The following is an 18,851-nucleotide window of genomic DNA, read 5'->3' on the forward strand; positions in this document are numbered from 1 at the left end:
GGCCCGGTCAGGGCTTGACGGCCCCCGCCAGCTCCACGCGCTCCACGAGCTCCACGGGCTCCCGGTCCGCTGGCTCCCGGTCCACCGGCTTCCCGTCCGCCGGCTCGCGCTCCGCCCGCTCCCGCTCCACCGGCGACTGCGCCGCGGCCGGGCGCTGCGCCGGAAGGGTCGCCGGCGCGATGTCCGGCAGGTCGACGTGCTCGCTCAGCCCGAAGCGCCGGTGCAGTCGGCGCAGCGGTGCGGGCGCCCACCAGTTGAACTCGCCGAACAGGCTCATCGCGGCGGGCACCAGCAGACAGCGCACCAGGGTGGCGTCCACGGCGACGGCGACGGCCAGGGCGATGCCCATCTGCTTCACCATGAGCATGTCCCCGAGCGCGAAGCCCGCGAAGACGATGACCATCAGCAGGGCGGCCGAGGTGATGATCCGGCCGCTGCGCTGGACGCCCAGCTCCACCGACTCGGCGCAGCCGTACCCCTTGTCCCGCAGCTCCTTGATCCGGGCGAGCAGGAACACCTCGTAGTCCATCGAGAGCCCGAACGCGAAGGCGAAGACCAGCACCGGGATGAAGGTCTCCAGGCCGCCGGTGGGGCTGAAGCCGAGCAGTCCGCTGAAGTAGCCGTCCTGGAACACCAGGGTGAGCGCGCCGAGCGAGGCGCCCAGCGAGAGCAGGTTCATCAGCAGCGCCTTGACCGGCATGACCACCGAGCCGGTCATCAGGAAGAGCAGCACCAGCGTGCCCGCCGCGACCAGGCCGAGGGCCCAGGGGCCGCGCGACATCAGCTCGTTCTTGAAGTCGACCACGGAGGCCGCACCGCCGGTGACGTAGGTCTTCAGCCCGCCGCGGTGGTCCCGCAGCTCCTGGACGACCTTCTTGGCCTCGCCGCCCTGCGGGTCGCCGTGCACGAGCACGTCGACGGTGGAGACGGAGTCGCTCACCGGGGTCACCGCCCGTACCCCGCTCACCCCGGGCAGCTTGGCGACGACGTCGTCCGCGTAGGCCTGGGCGACGGTGGCGCCGCCCTCGACGACGACGGTGATCGGCGCGGCGGAGGCCTGCGGGAACCGCTGGTCGACGGTGTCGGCGACCTGCCGGCCGGCCGAGGAGGCGGGCAGTACGGCGGCGCCGGAGTTGCGCATGTCGGCGTGCAGGAAGGGCGCGCCGGCGGCCATCAGCACCGCGACGCAGGCGAGGGCGACGAGCACCGCGCGCTTGCGGACCCGGCGGACGGTGCGGCTGAAGAAGCCCTCGTCCGGGACGGGTGCGGCGGGCGTCTTGATCCGTGAGCCGGCGAAGCCGAGCAGCGCGGGGACGAGGGTCAGTGCGGCCGCGACGGCGATCACCACCACGCTCACCCCGGCCGCGGCGACCGCCCCCAGCACCGGGCTGGTGAAGACGAACAGGCCGGAGAGCGCGACGGCGACGGTGAGCCCGGAGAAGGCGACGGTGCGTCCGGCGGTGGCGGCGGTGCGTTCGACGGCGGCGGCGATGCCGGCTCCGTGGCCCCGTTCCTCGCGGAAACGATTCACCATGAGCAGCGCGTAGTCGATGGAGAGCCCGAGCCCCAGCACCGTGGCGATCGGCAGCACACTGGTGTCGATGTCCATGATCTTGCTGAAGCCGAACATGGCCAGCAGGGCGCCGCCCACCGAGGCGACCGCGCCGATCACCGGCAGCGAGGCCGCCGCGAGGCCGCCGAAGACCAGCACCATCACGACCAGGGTGAGCGGGAGGGTCACCATCTCGCCGAAGCGGGTGTCCTTCTCGGTCTGCGTCTTGACCTCGTCCTGCAGCACCAGGTCCCCGCCGACCGTGACGTGGGCTCCGCTCTCACCGTCGAGCGCCGCGAGCCGCTGGGTCACGGCGTCGGTCTGCGCGGAGGTGCTGGTGTCGGCCATCCGTACGGAGACCAGGCTCGCGGTGCCGTCGGCGGAGCGCAGCGCGGCCGGGGCCGGGCCGGTGCCGTAGGCGTCGAGCGCGGAGGAGACGCCGGGCAGCGCGGTGATCTCGGCGGTCGCCTTCTCGACGGCCGCCCGCACCGCCGGATCGTCGACCGGTTTGCCGTCCACGACGGCGGTGACGGTGCCCTTGGCCGGATCGGCCGCGGCGACCACCGCGTTGCCGCGGTCGCCCTCGGCGGTGGCGGAGGAGGCCCCGGCCACCGAGCCCTCGAAGACCCGCCCGCCGATCAGCACCCCTATGACCAGGATGACGGCCCAGAAACCGAGGACCCACCGCCGGTGCCGGAAGCAGAACCGGCCGAGGGCGGCGAGGCGCCCGCGGACCTGGTGGTCGGCGGACGTCGCGGGGGGAGGAGTCACTGCGGTGCTACGGCGCATGTGCAGGGGGTGCCTAGCGTGTGGGGCCGGGTGAGCGACCCATCGGGCAACTCCTCCCAAGGTAGGTGCTCACCCCGGAAACACCCATAGCCACCCCATGAGCCCCTTATCACAAAAATCCATGAGATAAGGGACAAATAAGTGAACGGGAAAAACAATGGGCCCCACCCGGATCTCTCCGGGTGGGGCCCACCGTTCAGCTACGCGCCAGGGACTGGCAGCGGATCAGAGCTTCAGCTCTGGCCGCCGGCCAGCTTCTCGCGCAGGGCGGCCAGGGCCTCGTCCGAGGCCAGGGCGCCCGAGCCCTCGTCGCTGGAGGACGAGTAGGAGCCACCGGCGGCGGCGGCGACGGCGTCGCCACCCTCGGCAGCGGCCTCCGCGTCGGCCTCACGGCTCTTGATGACCTGGGCCTGGTGCTGCTCGAAGCGGGACTGCGCCTCGGCGTACTGGCGCTCCCACTCCTCGCGCTGCTTCTCGAAGCCGGGCAGCCAGTCGTTCGCCTCGGGGTCGAAGCCCTCCGGGTAGATGTAGTTGCCCTGGTCGTCGTACGAGGCGGCCATGCCGTACAGGGTCGGGTCGAACTCGACCTCGGCCGGGTTGGCACCCAGGGCCTCGTTGGCCTGCTTCAGCGACAGGCTGATGCGGCGGCGCTCGAGGTCGATGTCGATGACCTTGACGAAGATCTCGTCGCCGACCTGGACGACCTGCTCCGGGATCTCCACGTGGCGCTCGGCCAGCTCGGAGATGTGGACCAGACCCTCGATGCCCTCGTCCACGCGGACGAACGCACCGAACGGAACCAGCTTGGTGACCTTACCCGGGACGACCTGACCGATCTGGTGCGTACGGGCGAACTGCTGCCACGGGTCCTCCTGGGTCGCCTTCAGCGACAGGGAGACGCGCTCGCGGTCCATGTCCACGTCGAGAACCTCGACGGTGACCTCCTGGCCGACCTCGACGACCTCGGACGGGTGGTCGATGTGCTTCCAGGACAGCTCGGAGACGTGCACCAGGCCGTCGACGCCACCCAGGTCCACGAAGGCACCGAAGTTGACGATCGAGGAGACGACGCCGGAGCGCACCTGGCCCTTCTGCAGGGTGGTGAGGAAGGTCTGGCGGACCTCGCTCTGGGTCTGCTCCAGCCAGGCACGGCGGGACAGGACCACGTTGTTGCGGTTCTTGTCCAGCTCGATGATCTTGGCCTCGAGCTCCTTGCCCACGTAGGGCTGGAGGTCGCGGACGCGACGCATCTCGACGAGCGAGGCCGGGAGGAAGCCGCGGAGGCCGATGTCGAGGATGAGACCACCCTTGACGACCTCGATGACGGTACCGGTGACGATGCCGTCCTCTTCCTTGATCTTCTCGATCGTGCCCCAGGCACGCTCGTACTGAGCGCGCTTCTTGGACAGGATGAGACGACCCTCCTTGTCCTCCTTCTGGAGAACCAGGGCCTCGATGTTGTCACCGACGGCGACGACCTCGTGGGGGTCGACGTCGTGCTTGATCGAGAGCTCGCGGGACGGGATGACGCCCTCGGTCTTGTAACCGATGTCGAGGAGCACCTCGTCACGGTCGACCTTCACGATGACGCCCTCGACGATGTCGCCATCGTTGAAGTACTTGATGGTCTCGTCGATGGCGGCGAGGAACGCCTCGGCGTCGCCGATGTCGTTGACCGCGACCTGCGGGGTGGTGCTGATGGAGGAGTCGGTGGGGCTCGTCATTAGGAAAAGGGCTCCGGTACGGACATGAAGTCGTAGGTAATGCCACGCGGAGGGCCCGTATCGCTCCCACCGAACACCCGGACAGCCCAAGACGCGGCCCACCGGACTTCCCGCCATAGGCGAGAACCGGCGTCCGTCTTGCGACCGTGGGGGTCTTCGACAGAATGCGAGCGCGACCTGCTCCGTCCGAGGCGCGCAGGCCCGCAGCGCAACTTGTAGCATACGGGGACGGCCAGGCACGGTCAACGCCAAGAACGGCAAGACGGTGGAGCCCGGTACGGATCAGGCCATATCCTCCGATTGCGCACCTCACGGTGGCGCCCGCAGGGAGCCCTTCCCCGGATGCCACCGCCAGGATCCGGACCCTGACGGGCCCGGTCGCGGCAGCGGCGCTTCCGCACCCACACCCTACGCGATGGGCATTATCACCGTGGCCACCACCCCCCAGTCCGAGCTCCACGATCTTGACGCCGACGGCGACGACGCGGTACGGCGCGAGGCCGGCAGCGGGGAGAGCAGCCGGGCCAGCCGGCACTGGTGGGACCGCAACGCCGACGAGTACCAGGACGAACACGGCGAGTTCCTCGGTGACGACCGCTTCACCTGGTGCCCCGAGGGCCTCGACGAGGCCGACGCCCGGCTGCTCGGCGAGGTCACCGGCAAGGACGTCCTCGAACTCGGCGCCGGCGCCGCCCAGTGCTCCCGCTGGCTCGCCGGCCGCGGCGCCCGCCCCGTCGCCCTGGACATCTCCCACCGCCAGCTCCAGCACTCCCGCCGCATCGACCTCGGCCGCGGCACCGCCCCCGTCGCGGTCGTCCAGGCCGACGCCGCCGTGCTCCCCTTCGCCGACGCCTCCTTCGACCTCGCCTGCTCCGCCTACGGCGCCGTCCCGTTCAGCGCCGACACCGCCGCCCTGATGCGCGAGGTGCACCGCGTGCTGCGCCCCGGCGGCCGCTGGGTGTTCTCGGTGACCCACCCGATCCGCTGGGCCTTCCCCGACGAGCCCGGCGTCGAGGGCCTCACCGCGGTGGCCTCCTACTTCGACCGCACCCCGTACGTGGAGGAGGACGAGCAGGGCCGCGCCACCTACGTCGAGCACCACCGCACCCTCGGCGACCGGGTCCGCGAACTCGTCGCCGCCGGCTTCCGGCTGGTCGACCTGGTCGAGCCCGAGTGGCCGGCCGGCCTGGAGCAGGAGTGGGGCGGCTGGTCCCCGCTGCGCGGCCGGCTGATCCCCGGCACCGCGGTCTTCGTGACCGAGCGGGGCTGAGCCGGCTTGCTGCCCGACCGATCGGCGGGGGCCGCCTGGCGCGACCTTCCGGTCCGCACCGCCCTGCCCGCCCTGCACGAGGCACTGGACGGCACCGGCACCGCCGTGCTCGCCGCGCCGCCCGGCACCGGCAAGACCACGCTGGTGCCGCTCGCCCTGGCCGGGCTGCTCTCCGACGGCCGGCCCGTCCGGCGCGTCCTGGTCGCCGAACCGCGCCGGCTCGCCGTCCGGGCCGCCGCCCGGCGGATGGCCTGGCTGCTCGGCTCGTCCGTGGGCCGCGAGGTCGGCTACACCGTGCGCGGCGAGCGCCGGGTCGGGCCGGACACCGTCGTCGAGGTGGTCACCACCGGCGTGCTCCTGCAGCGCCTCCAGCGCGACCAGGAACTGCCCGGCGTGGACGTGGTCGTGCTGGACGAGTGCCACGAACGGCACCTGGACGCCGACACCGCGCTCGCCTTCCTGCTCGACGTCCGGGCGGCGCTGCGGCCCGGCCTGGGAGTGGTCTGCGCCTCGGCCACCTCCGACACCGAGGCCTGGGCCGAGCTGCTCGGCGGCGCCCCGGTGGTGGAGGCGCACGGCGTCTCCCACCCGGTGGACGTGGTCTGGGCTCCGCCACCGCGCGCCGTCCGGCCCGCGCACGGCACCCGGGTGGACTTCGCGCTGCTCGACCACGTCGCGGCCGTCGTGCGGCGGGCGCTGGTCGAGCGGGAGGGCGACGTGCTCTGCTTCCTGCCCGGCGTCGGCGAGATCGCCCGCGTCGCCGGGCAGTTGGGCTCCGTCGGCGCCGAGGTGCTGCAACTGCACGGGCGCGCGCCGCAGGACGTGCAGGACGCGGCGCTGACGCCTTCCGATTCCCGGCGGGTGGTGCTCGCCACCGCCGTCGCCGAGTCCTCCCTCACCGTGCCCGGCGTCCGGGTCGTGGTCGACGCCGGGCTCGCCCGCGAACCGCGCACCGACCACGCCCGGGGGCTGGCCGCCCTGGTCACCGTCCGCGCCTCGCTCGCGGCGGCCCGCCAGCGGGCGGGGCGTGCGGGGCGCGAGGCCCCGGGCACGGTCTACCGGTGCTGGCACGAGGCGGAGGACGCCCGCGCCGCACGGTTCCCGACGCCCGAGATCGCCCTCGCCGACCTGACGTCGTTCGCGCTCCAGGCCGCCTGCTGGGGCGACCCGGACGCCACCGGGCTCGCCCTGCCCGACGCCCCGCCCGCCGGAGCGATGGCTGCCGCCCGGGAGACGCTGCAGGCCCTCGGCGCCGTCTCCGCCGACGGCCGGGCGACGAAGCGCGGCGTCCGGCTCGCCCGCACCGGGCTGCACCCCCGACTGGGGCGGGCACTCGTCGACGGCGCTCCCGCCGTGGGCGCCCGCCGGGCGGCCGAAGTCGTCGCCCTGCTGTCGGAGGAGCCGCCGCGGGCGCTCGGGGACGACCTCGGGGCGGTCTGGCGGGCGGTGCGCTCGGCGCGCGACCCCTACGCCGGGCGCTGGCGCGACGAAGTCCGCCGGCTGCAGCGGGCGGCCGACGACGAGCCCGCCACCGCGCTCGACGACGCGACCGCCGTCGGGCTCGTCGTCGCCCTGGCGTTCCCGGAGCGGATCGCCAGGGCGCGGGTCGAGCGGCCCGCACCCGGCGAGCGCAGCCCGTACCTGATGGCGTCGGGGACGGCGGCCGAACTGGCCCCGGGCACCCGCCTCGGCGCCGTGCCGTGGCTCGCCGTCGCGGTGGCGGACCGCCCGGCGGGCGCGCACTCGGCGCGGGTGCTGCACGCGGCGGCACTGGACGAGCCCACCGCTCGGCAGGCAGGGGCGGCCCTGCTCGGCTCCCGCGAGGAGGTCCACTGGGACACCCGGCGAGGTGAAGTCGTCTCCCGACGGGTGGAGTCCCTCGGCGCGATCGAACTCGCCGAGAAGCCGCTCAACCGGCCCGAGGTCGCGCTCGTGCGGGCCGCCATCCTCGAAGGCCTCGCCCGCGAGGGCGTGAGCACCCTGCTGACCTTCTCGTCCAACCTCCGGGAACGCCTCGCCTTCCTCCACACGGCCATCGGCGACCCGTGGCCGGACGTCTCCGACGCCGCGCTTCTGGAACGCGCCGAAGAGTGGCTGGAACCCGAGCTCTCCCGCGCCCGCCGCCGCGCCGACCTCGCGAGGATCGACACGACGGCAGCCCTCCAGCGCCTGCTCCCCTGGGCGAGCGGACAGGCCGGGCGGCTGGACGAGCTGGCCCCCGAACGCATCACCGTGCCCAGCGGGTCGAAGATACGGGTCGACTACGGCACCGAACGCCCCGTGCTGGCCGTCAAGTTGCAGGAACTGTTCGGCTGGAAGGCGGCCCCGGCCCTCGCCGGCGGCCGAGTACCGCTCACCGTGCAGCTGCTCTCCCCCGCCGGCCGCCCGGCAGCGGTCACCGGCGATCTGGAGGGCTTCTGGCGCAACGGCTACCAAGCCGTCAGAGCAGACCTCAGGGGCCGCTACCCCCGCCACCCCTGGCCCGAGGACCCGACCACCGCGGAACCCACCAAACGCACCAACCCGAGGAAGTAGCAGCAGAGGACCCCGCGACCCACGGGTGGGTAGCGGGGTCCTCTGCTGCCGGCAGGGCGCGTCACACGTCGCCGAACTCACCACAGCGGACGGCGGCCACGAACGACTGCCACGCGTCGGCGGGGAAGACGAGAGCAGCGCCCCCAGGGTCCTTGGAGTCACGCACGGGAATGAGGCCTGGGAACCCTGGGGCCACCTCGATGCACTCGCCCGCGTTGTCCCCGCTGTAGCTGCTCTTGCGCCACAACGCCCCGCTCAGCTCGGCGTTCTGCATATCGATATTCCTCCATCGCTTCGGCGATAAGGGCGTGGGAGTCGTCCATCGAGAGTACAGCCCCCCGGACGAGGTCGAAGTCCCGGCGACTCTCCTGCACGACCGCGGGAGCATCACTGAAGTGCCCTCGGTACAGGCTCTCCGAGTAGACCCACTCCTTCCCATCAGGCATCTCAAGCAGAATCACGGACGTACTGGGCAACTTCCGAGCCCTCAACGCGAATGGCGCCACCTGAATAGCCACGTTCGTCCGCTCCCCCACAGACAGAAGGTGCTCCATCTGCCTTCTCATGACACCTGGTCCACCAATGACGGTTCGGATCGCACTCTCGTGGAGGATCACGATCATTGACGGCCCATGCTCGGCCAGGAAGCGATCCTGCCGACTCAGTCGAGCCGTCACCCGTTCGGACAACCACTGCGGGTTGTTCCGGGCATCACCGAGACGGAAGATCTCATAGGCGTACTCCTCGCACTGCAGCAGACCGTTCATGCGCATGTACTGGAGGACCCGCACCCCCACGGCCTCCTCTTCCAGCTCGACGTACTTCTGGAACCAGTCCGGGTGCTCGACATCCGCATGCCAGTCCACCCGCTCCCAAAGCCGTACCAACAGGCCTCCCATGGCGAGGAATTCGTCGGCTCTCTCGACCATGTCCCGATCCATGGGCCGCTTGCCGCCCTCATACCGGGTGATCACCGTCCGATGACAGTGGAGGAGTGCAGCCAGCTCCTCCTGCTTGAGGCCGGCCTGCTCGCGCGCAAAACGGAGCGCTTCACCGAACATCACCGCCGGACTCGAGGTGAGCCCGTTATCCAGTCGCCGATGTGACATCCCAGTTCCCCTCAGGTGCTGCGGGTCTCCGCACCTCGATTTGGTCGTCACCGTAGCTCCGACGGCCGATCATTGATACCGGAACGCGATCCTATGGATGCGTAGCGTGACATCACGCCCCCCTTCTCACGCCCCCTTTCCGCCCCTACGAGGTCCCCCCATGCTCACCACCCGCCGCCCCCGCACCTTCGCCGCGCGCCTCGACCCCCGTGCCGCCTCCACGCCCCTCGCCCGGCACCTCCTCCGGGCGTACCTCGCCGCCCTCCCATCCGGCGACCGCTACGCCGACGTCGCCGAGCTCCTGCTCGGCGAACTCTTCGCCAACGCCGTCCAGCCCTCCGACGCCCCACCCGACCGCCTGATCGAGGTCCGGTTCGCCGTCATCGGCGACCGCCTCCGCCTCGAAGTCCACGACGCCGGCGCCGGCCGGCCCTCCGTCCACTCCGCCACCCCCGACGACGAGCACGGGCGTGGCCTCCTCCTCGTCAACGAGCTGGCCGAACGCTGGGGTTGCTGCCCCCGCTCGGGCGGCGTCGGCAAGTTCGTCTGGGCGCTCATCGCCCCGTCCCCCGCCCTCTCCCTCGTCACCGCCTGAAGGTGCGCCCGCGATGCAGCTTCCCCTCCTCACCCTCGCCCGGCACGCCCTCGCCCGCGACTCCACCCCCGCCGAGGCCTACGCCCTCCTCGCCCGTCGCTCGCGCCAGCCGCTCCCCGCAGCGCGGGCCGTCTGCCTCGCCCTCGACATCCCGCCCGCCGAAACCGTCATCCGCCTCGACGACTGCTTCGACGCCCTCCTCGCCGACCCCCGCCCCGGCTCCGAGGCCGACACCGGCGAACTCCTCGAAGCCCTCGGCGTCTTCGAGGTCCCCGCCACCCTCACCACCGGGTCCTCGAAAGTCGGCACCGGCACCGACTACTCGACCGCCCCCGGCGCGCACCGCCTCGGCGACGGGAGCGTCACCCTGGGCTCGCCGCGCAGGAAGTCGGTCCACCCGACTTCCTGCGCGGTCCGGGTGTCGGCCCGCGGAGCTTCACCGGTCGGGGCCTCAGCGGGCGGAGGTGGTGCCGGATCTCAGGCGGTCAGCACGGTGATGCTGGTCCAGTCCGGGTTCAGACCGCCCTCGGCCAACTCGGCGAAGATGCCCTCGGTGTCGAGCCGGCCCGTGGAGATCACGCCGTCGCCGGCGCGGTAGAACAACAGCTCACGCCCCACCGGCACGATGTGCGTCCAGTTCAGGGCGAGCTTTCCGTCGGCCAGCTCGGCGAAGATGCCGTCGGTGCCGAGCCTTGCCGTCGCTATCAGGCCGTCGTCGGCCCGGTAGAAGAGCATTTCCCTGGACATGCGGCCTCCTCAGTCGCAGGGACCGGGGCCGTCGCGTCCCCTGGGTACACGCGGCCGCCGTCGGGTCGGTCCCTTGCCGACCAGCTCCTTCCACGCTACGCGCACGAACCTTCCGCTGTCACCAGCCTGCCGCTCGACCTTCCCCGCACCTTTGAAGGGTCAACTTCGCTACCGGCCCGGCGATTACGGAGCGCCCCCACGGTGACTTCGCGTCACCGGCCCGGTTCAAGGCCGCCCGGCACCGCTACGCCCGCCCGCCCCGAGCAGCTCAGCAGCCGCCCGCGTTCGCCGAGCCCGATCCTCCGGAGATCCACGGCGAGGAGGACGCCGGCGAGGGCTTGGGCCGCACGCTGCGCTTGGTGGTCAGTACGACCTCGACGCCGGCGGGGCCGAGCAGCGCGGTCAGGGCCTCCTGCAGGAGCGCCGCGTCGGTGCCGGCGGGCGCCTTCCACTCCACCTGCCCACCGGTGAAGTCCAGCCGGCCGAGGAGCGTCTCCTCGGCCGGCGCGCGATCGCCCTCGTAGGGCTCGGTGATGCTGCGATCCAGCCGAACGGCGGGCAGCTCGGTCAGCGGCCGCCAGTCGCCGGCGCGCCCGGCCCGAACCAGCCGGTAGCGCTCCGCCGCCTCGGGCGGGGCGAACTCGATCCGGTGGACGGCGCTCACTTCCATCCAGGCCAGCGCCGGGACGGCAAGCAGGTACTCGACCCCCGCGATCACCCCGACCACCGTGGCGACGGTGCCTCCGGCCGCGTCGAGGAGCCACAGGAAGAACGCCGCCAGGAAGGTCGGCACGATGAGGGCCACCGGCACCATCAGCGCGTTCCTGACGGCCGTCAGGCAGTGCAGCAGCACAGTGCGCCGGGTGCCGCCGCCCTCGCGCAGGACGATGTCGGTCGAGGCGGGGCCGGTGCGCAGGACGCCATCCAGAGCCATACCAGGAGCGTAGGGCTGCCGACCAGGACCGACCAGAGTCCCGACGCGGCCAATGCGGGCGGCGATCAACGTGTCTGACGTTTCATCAGCCCCAGGGGGCCGGCCCCGGCCGTGGCGGGGATGACCTCCGGCCCGTTCGAGGCCGCCCGGGAGCGCGGCATCCCACCCGAGCGGTACATCGTCCGACCGATCAGGCTGCACGGGAAGTCGGCCCCGCCGACTTCCCGTGCAGCCCGGGTACCGCCAGGCCGGTGGGTCCGACCGCTACGCGTCCGCCGCGGGAGAGGCCCACCAGGTCGAAGGCGACGCGACGGCGTAGCCCAGCGACTCGTACAGCGGGCGGCCCAGCTTCGACGCGGTGAGCGTGAGCGGCAGGTCCGCCAGGTGGGCGAGGGCACCGAGCATGACGGCCCGCCCCACGCCGCGCGACCGGAACGCCGACGCGGTGGCGACCCAGTAGTGGCTGCCGACACCGTCGTCCACGACGCTGACGCAGGCTCCCGCAGCCTCGCCGTCGATCGAGGCGACGAACACGTCCACGCCCGGCTGCCCGATCAGGTCCATCGGGAACAGCTCGCCCGGGCGGTGGGGCTCGAACCCGGTCAGCTCGAAGCCCTCGATCACGACCCGCTCGGCCGCCTGGAGGTCCTCGGGCCGCCGTACCCGGAGGACGTCCAGCGCCGGTGCGCCGACGGGCCCGGGCAGGCGCAGCATGACCGGCATCTGCCAGTTGCGCATGCCCAGGTGGTTCAGGTAGGTCGCGCTGTACGGATCCTCGGCGTACACCTGGCCCGTGGCCCGGCGGGCCAGCTCGCTCAGCTCGGCCAGTTCGCCCGGGTCGAGGTCGGGCTCCTGGATCAGGATCCGCAGGCCGGCGCGCTCGTCGCCGTCGACCGCGAGGAATCCGCGGCGCCGGATCACCTCGTGCCCCCGGGCTCGGCCGGTCGCGGCCCAGAAGGCGGCGGAGTTGCGGGCCTGACGCATCGGCGCCTCGGCCAGGGAGACGGTCTGGTCGGTCGAAGGGGATCCCGTTGTCATTGCGCCTACGCTAGTACGAGATTGACCCGCCGCACGGTCCAATTCCCCACGGACCCGACGGGCCACCGGCACGGACGGCGACGGGCCCGGGCACGACCGGTGCCCGGGCCCGTCTCCTTGCGCGGAGCGCGTCAGTACGCGGCCCGTCGCCATGCGCGGCGCGCCTCAGTGCGCGGCGGCCTCCCAGTTGGCGCCGACGCCGACCGAGACGTCCAGCGGGGCGCGCAGCGGGTAGGCGCCGGCCATCTGCTCGCGGACGATCGCCTCGACCTGCTCGCGCTCGCCCGGTGCGAGCTCCAGGACGATTTCGTCGTGCACCTGGAGCAGCATCCGGGAGGTGAGTCCGGCCGCGCGCAGGGCGTCGTCGACCCGGAGCATGGCGATCTTGACGATGTCGGCGGCCGAGCCCTGGATGGGGGCGTTGAGGGCCATCCGCTCGGCCATCTCGCGGCGCTGGCGGTTGTCGCTGTTGAGGTCCGGCAGGTAGCGGCGCCGGCCCAGGAGGGTCTCGGTGTAGCCGGTGGCGCGGGCCTCGTCGACGACCCGGCGCAGGTAGTCGCGGACGCCGCCGAAGCGCTCGAAGTAGGTGTCCATGAGGCCCTGGGCCTCGGCGGGCTTGATGCTGAGCTGCTGGGAGAGCCCGTAGGCGGAGAGGCCGTAGGCGAGGCCGTAGGACATCGCCTTGATCTTGCGGCGCATCTCGGCGTCCACCGCGTCGCCCGGGACCTCGAAGACCTGGGAGGCGACGGTGGTGTGCAGGTCCTCGCCGGTGGCGAAGGCCTCGATCAGGGCCTCGTCCTCGGAGAGGTGCGCCATGATCCGCAGCTCGATCTGCGAGTAGTCCGCGGTGAGCAGCGACTCGTAGCCCGCGCCGACCACGAAGGCGCGTCGGATGGCGCGGCCCTCCTCGGTGCGGACGGGGATGTTCTGCAGGTTCGGGTCCTGCGAGGAGAGCCTGCCGGTGGCGGCGACCATCTGGTTGAAGGTGGTGTGGATGCGGCCCTTGGGCGAGACGGTCTTGAGCAGGCCCTCGACGGTGGTGCGCAGCTTGGCCTGGTCGCGGTGGCGCAGCAGGATGACCGGGAGTTCGTTGTCGGTCTGGGTGGCGAGCCAGGTGAGCGCGTCGGCGTCGGTGGTGTAGCCGGTCTTGATCTTCTTGGTCTTGGGGAGGGCGAGCTCGCCGAAGAGGATCTCCTGGAGCTGTTTGGGCGAGCCGAGGTTGAACTCGTGCCCGGCGGCGGCGTGCGCCTCCTCGACCACGCGCTGGATCTCGGCGGCGAACTGGGCCTCCAGCCCGGTGAGCCACTCGCGGTCGGCGGCGATGCCGTAGCGCTCCATGCGGGCGAGCAGGGCGGCGATGGGCAGTTCCATGTCGCGCAGCAGGCCGGTGGCGCCGACCTCGCCGAGGCGGGTGTCGAAGAGCGCGGCGAGGTCGAGGACGGCGCGGGCCTGGAGCATCAGCGCCTGGGCGCCCGCGGTCGGGTCCTCCTCGGGGGCGTCGAAGGCGAGTTGACCGCTCTCGGTGGCGGGCGCCGGGGTGAGCGAGCGGGCCAGGTACTCCTCGGCGAGCACCTCCAGGGTGAAGGTGCGGCGGCCGGGCTTCTCCAGGTAGGCGGCGAGCGCGGTGTCGGCGACGACGCCCTCGATGGTCCAGCCGCGCTCGGCGAAGGCGCGCATGACCTGCTTGGCGATGTGCAGGGCCTTGGGGGCGGCCGGGTCGGCGAGCCAGCCGGCGAGGGCCCGCTCGTCCTCCTCGGCGAGCAGGGCCGGGTCGAACCAGGCGGCCGTCTCGCCCGCGGCGAGGGCGATCTCGGTGACCTCGCCGGCGCCGAGCGCCCACTGGTAGACGGCGGCCAGGGCGACCGGGGTCTTGCCGTCGGCGGCGTGCTCGCGCAGCCAGGCGGCCAGGGTGCCCGGGTCGGTGAGCAGTTCGCCGTCGACCTCGACGCCGGGGGCGAGCTCGGCCGCGGCCTCCTCGGCGCCGGTGGTCGGGTCGATGCCGAAGACGCGGTCGCGGAAGTTGGCGTTGCGGAACTCGAGGGACTCCATGAGAGTGCCGACGGCGTCCCGGTCGAACGCCGAGCGGGCCAGGTCGGCGACGCCGAGCGGGAGTTCGACGTCGCGGACCAGCTCGGTGAGGACGCGGTTGCGCTTGACCGAGTCGAGGTTGTCGCGCAGCTTCTCGCCGATCTTGCCCTTCACCTCGTCGGCGCGGGAGACCAGTTCGTCGAAGGACCCGAACTGGTTGACCCACTTGGCGGCGGTCTTCTCGCCGACGCCGGGGATTCCGGGCAGGTTGTCGGACGGGTCGCCGCGCAGGGCCGCGAGGTCGGGGTACTGGCGCGGGGTGACCCCGTACTTCTCGGCGACCTTCTCCGGGGTGTAGCGGGTGAGTTCGGAGACGCCCTTGGTCGGGTAGAGCACGGTGACGTGCTCGGTGACCAGCTGGAGGGAGTCGCGGTCCCCGGTGACGATGTCGACGTCGTAGCCGGCCGCCTCGGCCGCGGTGGCCAGGGTGGCGATGATGTCGTCGGCCTCGAAGCCCTCGGCGGTGATCCGGGGGACGTTCATGGCGTCGAGGAGTTCGCCGATCAGGCCGACCTGGCTGCGGAACTCGTCGGGGGTCTTGGCGCGGTTGGCCTTGTAGTCGGGGAACTCGACGGAGCGAAAGGTCTGCCGGGAGAGGTCGAAGGCGACGGCGAGGTGGGTGGGCTGCTCGTCGCGGACGGTGTTGGCGAGCATCGACGCGAAGCCGTAGACCGCGTTGGTGGGCTGGCCGGTGGAGGTGTTGAAGTTCTCCACGGGCAGGGCGTAGAAGGCCCGGTAGGCCATCGAGTGCCCGTCGAGCAGCATCAGCCGGGGCCGCGGGCCGGCCCCGCCGCCACCCGTCGCGCCCTTGTCCGTACTCTGCGTAGCCACGTCAACGTCCGTTCCTGCCGATTCCACTACCGGCCACCGATCCTATGGCCCGGCACCGACAAAAGGGGCGCCGCACCGACCGGGCCGGAACGGCCGCGCCGACCGGGCGCCGAGGCCGCCGCGCCGACCGGGCCGGAGCAGCGGCACCGCACGGGCGCCGGAGCCGCCACGCCAGCCCGGCGTCGCCGCTACCCCCGAGTAGGACGGTCGTACGATCACAGGCAGCACGACGACGCGACCCCCGAACGGCAGGAGCTCCCCCATGACCGAAGCGGCCCCCGACGCGGCACCCGTCCTGAAGGTCCCGCAGGACGTGCTGGACCACTTCGCCAAGCTCGGCGTCGATCCGGGCACCTTCTCCGGCGGCCACCTCGGCGAGAAGCTCGGCATCCGGATCGTGGAGGCCTCCGGCGACCGGGTCGTCGGCACCATGCCCGTGGAGGGCAACCAGCAGCCGTACGGCCTGCTGCACGGCGGGGCGTCCGCCGCCCTGGCCGAGACGCTGGGCTCGATCGGCGCGATGCTGCACGCCGGCCCCGGCCGGTACGCGGTCGGCGTGGACCTCAACGCCACCCACCACCGCTCGGCCACCTCCGGGCTGGTCACCGGGGTCGCGACGGCCGTGTTCAAGGGGCGCACCGCCGCCACCTACGAGATCGCGATCACCGACGACACCGGCAAGCGGATCACCAGCTGCCGGCTGACCTGCATGCTGCGCGACCTCTGACCCCGGATCGGCCCCGCCCAGCCGGGCCGACCGTCCGTCACATCCCTTGGCCGCCCCCTTGTTTGACCGTCCGCCCTGCTGGGCAGGCGTTGGTCCAGACAAGGGGGCGGCGGCATGTCCGGGGGCGGTCGGCGGGCTCCGCGCAGATATACCATTTTTGTAACGCTGCGTAATAAGTTTGAAATCCAAGCGCCGGCCGGTTCCGCGGCTCGCGAATACCACGGAACCCCTTCACCGCGCCCCTGATGTCCGGATTCCGGACGTGCACGGTCGGAACACGTACATCGGACACTCATGTCCGATTATCGACGCAGCCAGCCGTGACCCCCATTTCTGGGCCTTACATGGCCCGATCAGCCCTTACCTGCCCGATATCACTGGGTCGGCCGGGCCGAAACGACCACATGCTGAGACAACTGCTACGTGTGCTCATAACAAGAGAATCACAGCCTCGCCGCACCACTGCCCGAGCCGCCCAACGGCATCTAGAGTCACGGCCAGTCACCGCGCCACCGGATTGGGCCAGGCCCTCCGCGCACCCCGGCTCCCGCCACTCAGGCGCGGCGCCTCCTGAACCGAAGGGGACCCCCGTGCGTCATCGTGCAGCAGTTGTCGTGAGCATTGCCGTCATCGGCGCCCTCAGCCTGAGCGCCTGCGGCTCCCGCGACGAGAAGAAGTCCGGCGACGGGGGCGCCACCGGCGGCGGCTCCACCACCGTCACCATCGGTGTCGACGCGCCCCTCACCGGCGACCTCTCCGCCCTCGGCCTCGGCATCCGCAACTCCGTGGACCTCGCCGTCAAGAAGGCCAACGAGTCCAACGAGGTCCCCGGGGTCAAGTTCCAGATCAAGGCCCTCGACGACACCGCCAAGCCCGCCCCCGGCCAGCAGAACGCCACCCAGCTCGTCGCCGACAGCAGCGTGCTCGGCGTCGTCGGCCCGCTCAACTCCAGCGTCGCCCAGTCGATGCAGCAGATCTTCAACGACGCCAACCTCGCCGAGGTCTCCCCCGCCAACACCGGCGTCGCCCTCAGCCAGGGCGAGAAGTGGGCCACCGGCGACAAGAAGCGCCCCTTCAAGTCCTACTTCCGCACCTCCACCACCGACGCCGTCCAGGGCCCGTTCGCCGCCCAGTACCTCTTCCAGGACGCCAAGAAGACCAAGGTCTTCCTCATCGACGACCAGAAGACCTACGGCGCCGGCCTCGCCGCCACCTTCAAGGGCGAGTTCACCAAGCAGGGCGGCACCATCGTCGGCGAGGAGCACGTCAACCCCGACGACCGCGACTTCTCCGCCATCGTCACCAAGGTCAAGAGCTCCGGCGCCGAGGCCGTCTACTACGGCGGCGAGTACCCCGCGGCCGGCCCGCTCTCCCTCCAGCTCAAGGAGGCCGGCGTCAACATCCCCCTGATGGGTGGCGACGGCATCCAGAGCGGCGACTTCATCAAGCTCAACCCCAAGAGCCAGGGCGACTTCGCCACCGCCGTCGGCCTGCCCGTCGAGCAGCTCCCCACCGCCGCCAAGTTCATCTCCGACTACAAGGCCGGCGGCTACAAGGACGCCTACGAGACCTACGGCGGCTACTCCTACGACAGCGCCTGGGCCATCATCCAGGCCGTGAAGAACGTCGTCAGCGCCAACAACGGCAAGCTCCCCGCCAACCCGCGCGCCGCCGTCGTCGACGCCGTCCAGAAGGTCTCCTTCAACGGCGTCACCGGCACCGTCTCCTTCGACGAGTTCGGCGACACCACCAACAAGCAGCTCACCGTCTACACCGTCAAGGACGGCAAGTGGGCCGTGGAGAAGTCCGGCACCTTCAAGGGCTGACCCGCCCCGGGCCGGCCCACCGAGGGCCGGCCCACCGGCCACCCGGACACACACCAGCACCACAGCGCGCGGGGGCGCCACGAGTGCCCCCGCGCGCCCCCACATCCACCACCCACGCGGACACCCCCGAACGCACAACGGAGGCCCAGCGGTGCACGACCTACCGCAGCAGCTGGCCAACGGCCTGATCCTCGGAGCCCTCTACGGGCTCGTCGCGATCGGCTACACGATGGTCTACGGCATCGTCCAGCTCATCAACTTCGCCCACGGCGAGATCGTCATGGTCGGCGGCTTCGGCGCCCTGACCGCCTACCTCGCCCTCCCCGGCGGCACCACCCTCTGGCTGGCCCTACCGCTGATGCTGATCGCCGGCATCCTGGTCTCCACCCTCACCGCCGTCGCCGCCGAGCGCTTCGCCTACCGGCCCCTGCGCAACGCCCCCCGACTCGCCCCGCTCATCACCGCCATCGGGCTCTCCATCTTCCTGCAGCAGCTCGTCTTCTCCTTCTACCCCGACGCCAAGAAGGCCCGGGTCTTCCCCAAGATCCCCGGCGACCCCTTCAGCCTCGGTTCCATCACCGTGCAGCGCAGCGACCTCTTCCTGATCATCGCCGCCCCGCTGTGCATGCTCGCCCTCGGCTGGTTCGTCACCCGCACCCGCTCCGGCCGCGCCATGCAGGCCACCAGCCAGGACCCCGACACCGCCAAGCTCATGGGCATCGACACCGACCGCATCATCGTCATGGCCTTCGCCATCGGCGCCGCGTTCGCCGCCGTCGCCGCCATCGCCTACGGCCTGCGCAGCGGCCAGGTCGACTTCCGCATGGGCTTCCTGCTCGGCCTCAAGGCCTTCACCGCCGCCGTCCTCGGCGGCATCGGCAACATCTACGGAGCCATGCTCGGCGGCGTCGCCCTCGGCCTCGCCGAGAGCCTCGCCACCGGCTACATCCAGCACCTCCCCGGCATGCACCTCTTCGGCGGCGGTGCCTGGAAGGACGTCTGGGCCTTCGTACTCCTCATCCTCGTGCTCCTCGTCCGGCCCCAGGGCCTGCTCGGCGAGCGCGTCGCGGACAGGGCGTGACCACC

The 18,851-nt window shown here is 71.8% G+C and carries 15 protein-coding genes; 6 read left to right on the top strand and 9 right to left on the bottom strand.

What is annotated here, in order from left to right:
* Nucleotides 1-7: 7 nt before the first annotated feature.
* Nucleotides 8-2,323 (bottom strand): MMPL family transporter, encoded by a 2,316-nt coding sequence (locus ACIA8Q_RS28625; RefSeq protein ID WP_360212404.1) that lies wholly within the window; start codon nucleotides 2,321-2,323, stop codon nucleotides 8-10.
* 251 nt (nucleotides 2,324-2,574) lie between these two features.
* Complete coding sequence (rpsA, locus tag ACIA8Q_RS28630; RefSeq protein ID WP_360212406.1) at nucleotides 2,575-4,065, bottom strand: 30S ribosomal protein S1; 1,491 nt, start codon at nucleotides 4,063-4,065, stop codon at nucleotides 2,575-2,577.
* A 415-nt stretch (nucleotides 4,066-4,480) separates the two neighbouring features.
* Here rpsA and ACIA8Q_RS28635 point away from each other — a divergent pair, with 415 nt between their 5' ends.
* Nucleotides 4,481-5,335: a class I SAM-dependent methyltransferase gene (locus tag ACIA8Q_RS28635; RefSeq protein WP_387898576.1), complete on the top strand. Its 855-nt coding sequence runs from the start codon at nucleotides 4,481-4,483 to the stop codon at nucleotides 5,333-5,335.
* Between the two features lie 6 nt (nucleotides 5,336-5,341).
* Complete coding sequence (hrpB, locus tag ACIA8Q_RS28640; protein ID WP_396317923.1) at nucleotides 5,342-7,870, top strand: ATP-dependent helicase HrpB; 2,529 nt, start codon at nucleotides 5,342-5,344, stop codon at nucleotides 7,868-7,870.
* Nucleotides 7,871-7,931: 61 nt separating this feature from the next.
* Here hrpB and ACIA8Q_RS28645 read toward each other — a convergent pair whose 3' ends face one another.
* Both ACIA8Q_RS28645 and ACIA8Q_RS28650 read right to left on the bottom strand, forming a co-directional pair.
* On the bottom strand, nucleotides 7,932-8,066 hold the full coding sequence (locus ACIA8Q_RS28645; protein ID WP_396317924.1) for a DUF397 domain-containing protein: 135 nt from the start codon (nucleotides 8,064-8,066) through the stop codon (nucleotides 7,932-7,934).
* Nucleotides 8,029-8,931, bottom strand: coding sequence for a helix-turn-helix transcriptional regulator (locus tag ACIA8Q_RS28650; RefSeq protein ID WP_360212490.1), 903 nt, complete (start codon nucleotides 8,929-8,931; stop codon nucleotides 8,029-8,031). Before ACIA8Q_RS28650 ends, ACIA8Q_RS28645 begins: the two co-directional genes overlap by 38 nt.
* A 208-nt stretch (nucleotides 8,932-9,139) precedes the next feature.
* Between ACIA8Q_RS28650 and ACIA8Q_RS28655 the strand changes: the two genes are divergently transcribed.
* Nucleotides 9,140-9,574, top strand: coding sequence for an ATP-binding protein (locus ACIA8Q_RS28655; protein ID WP_396317925.1), 435 nt, complete (start codon nucleotides 9,140-9,142; stop codon nucleotides 9,572-9,574).
* Here ACIA8Q_RS28655 and ACIA8Q_RS28660 read toward each other — a convergent pair.
* From ACIA8Q_RS28660 to polA, 5 genes are all read right to left on the bottom strand, one after another.
* Nucleotides 9,564-9,971 carry a hypothetical protein gene (locus ACIA8Q_RS28660; protein ID WP_396317926.1) on the bottom strand — a complete coding sequence of 136 codons (408 nt, stop codon included), beginning with the start codon at nucleotides 9,969-9,971 and terminating at the stop codon, nucleotides 9,564-9,566. The genes ACIA8Q_RS28655 and ACIA8Q_RS28660 overlap by 11 nt on opposite strands.
* Nucleotides 9,972-10,051: 80 nt before the next feature.
* Nucleotides 10,052-10,321, bottom strand: a complete 270-nt coding sequence (locus ACIA8Q_RS28665) for a hypothetical protein (protein ID WP_396317927.1) — start codon at nucleotides 10,319-10,321, stop codon at nucleotides 10,052-10,054.
* A gap of 268 nt (nucleotides 10,322-10,589) precedes the next feature.
* Nucleotides 10,590-11,255 carry a hypothetical protein gene (locus ACIA8Q_RS28670; protein ID WP_360212420.1) on the bottom strand — a complete coding sequence of 222 codons (666 nt, stop codon included), beginning with the start codon at nucleotides 11,253-11,255 and terminating at the stop codon, nucleotides 10,590-10,592.
* A 264-nt stretch (nucleotides 11,256-11,519) separates the two neighbouring features.
* Nucleotides 11,520-12,293, bottom strand: coding sequence for a GNAT family N-acetyltransferase (locus ACIA8Q_RS28675; RefSeq protein WP_396317928.1), 774 nt, complete (start codon nucleotides 12,291-12,293; stop codon nucleotides 11,520-11,522).
* Nucleotides 12,294-12,458: 165 nt separating this feature from the next.
* Entirely contained in the window at nucleotides 12,459-15,146 is a 2,688-nt protein-coding gene (gene polA / locus ACIA8Q_RS28680; protein ID WP_360212492.1) for a DNA polymerase I, read from the bottom strand.
* Nucleotides 15,147-15,474: 328 nt separating this feature from the next.
* On the opposite strand from polA, the gene ACIA8Q_RS28685 reads away from it, so the two are divergent.
* The 3 genes from ACIA8Q_RS28685 (at nucleotide 15,475) to ACIA8Q_RS28695 (ending at nucleotide 18,846) form a co-directional block, all read left to right on the top strand.
* Entirely contained in the window at nucleotides 15,475-15,939 is a 465-nt protein-coding gene (locus tag ACIA8Q_RS28685) for a hotdog fold thioesterase (RefSeq protein ID WP_360212424.1), read from the top strand.
* A 590-nt stretch (nucleotides 15,940-16,529) separates the two neighbouring features.
* Complete coding sequence (locus tag ACIA8Q_RS28690) at nucleotides 16,530-17,765, top strand: branched-chain amino acid ABC transporter substrate-binding protein (protein WP_360212426.1); 1,236 nt, start codon at nucleotides 16,530-16,532, stop codon at nucleotides 17,763-17,765.
* Nucleotides 17,766-17,916: 151 nt separating this feature from the next.
* The gene (locus tag ACIA8Q_RS28695) at nucleotides 17,917-18,846 is read left to right on the top strand and encodes a branched-chain amino acid ABC transporter permease (protein ID WP_360212427.1); all 930 of its coding nucleotides are present in this window, start codon (nucleotides 17,917-17,919) and stop codon (nucleotides 18,844-18,846) included.
* Nucleotides 18,847-18,851 lie beyond the last annotated feature (5 nt).

Source organism: Kitasatospora sp. NPDC051705 (genome assembly GCF_044453265.1).
Classification (GTDB): Bacteria; Actinomycetota; Actinomycetes; order Streptomycetales; family Streptomycetaceae; genus Kitasatospora.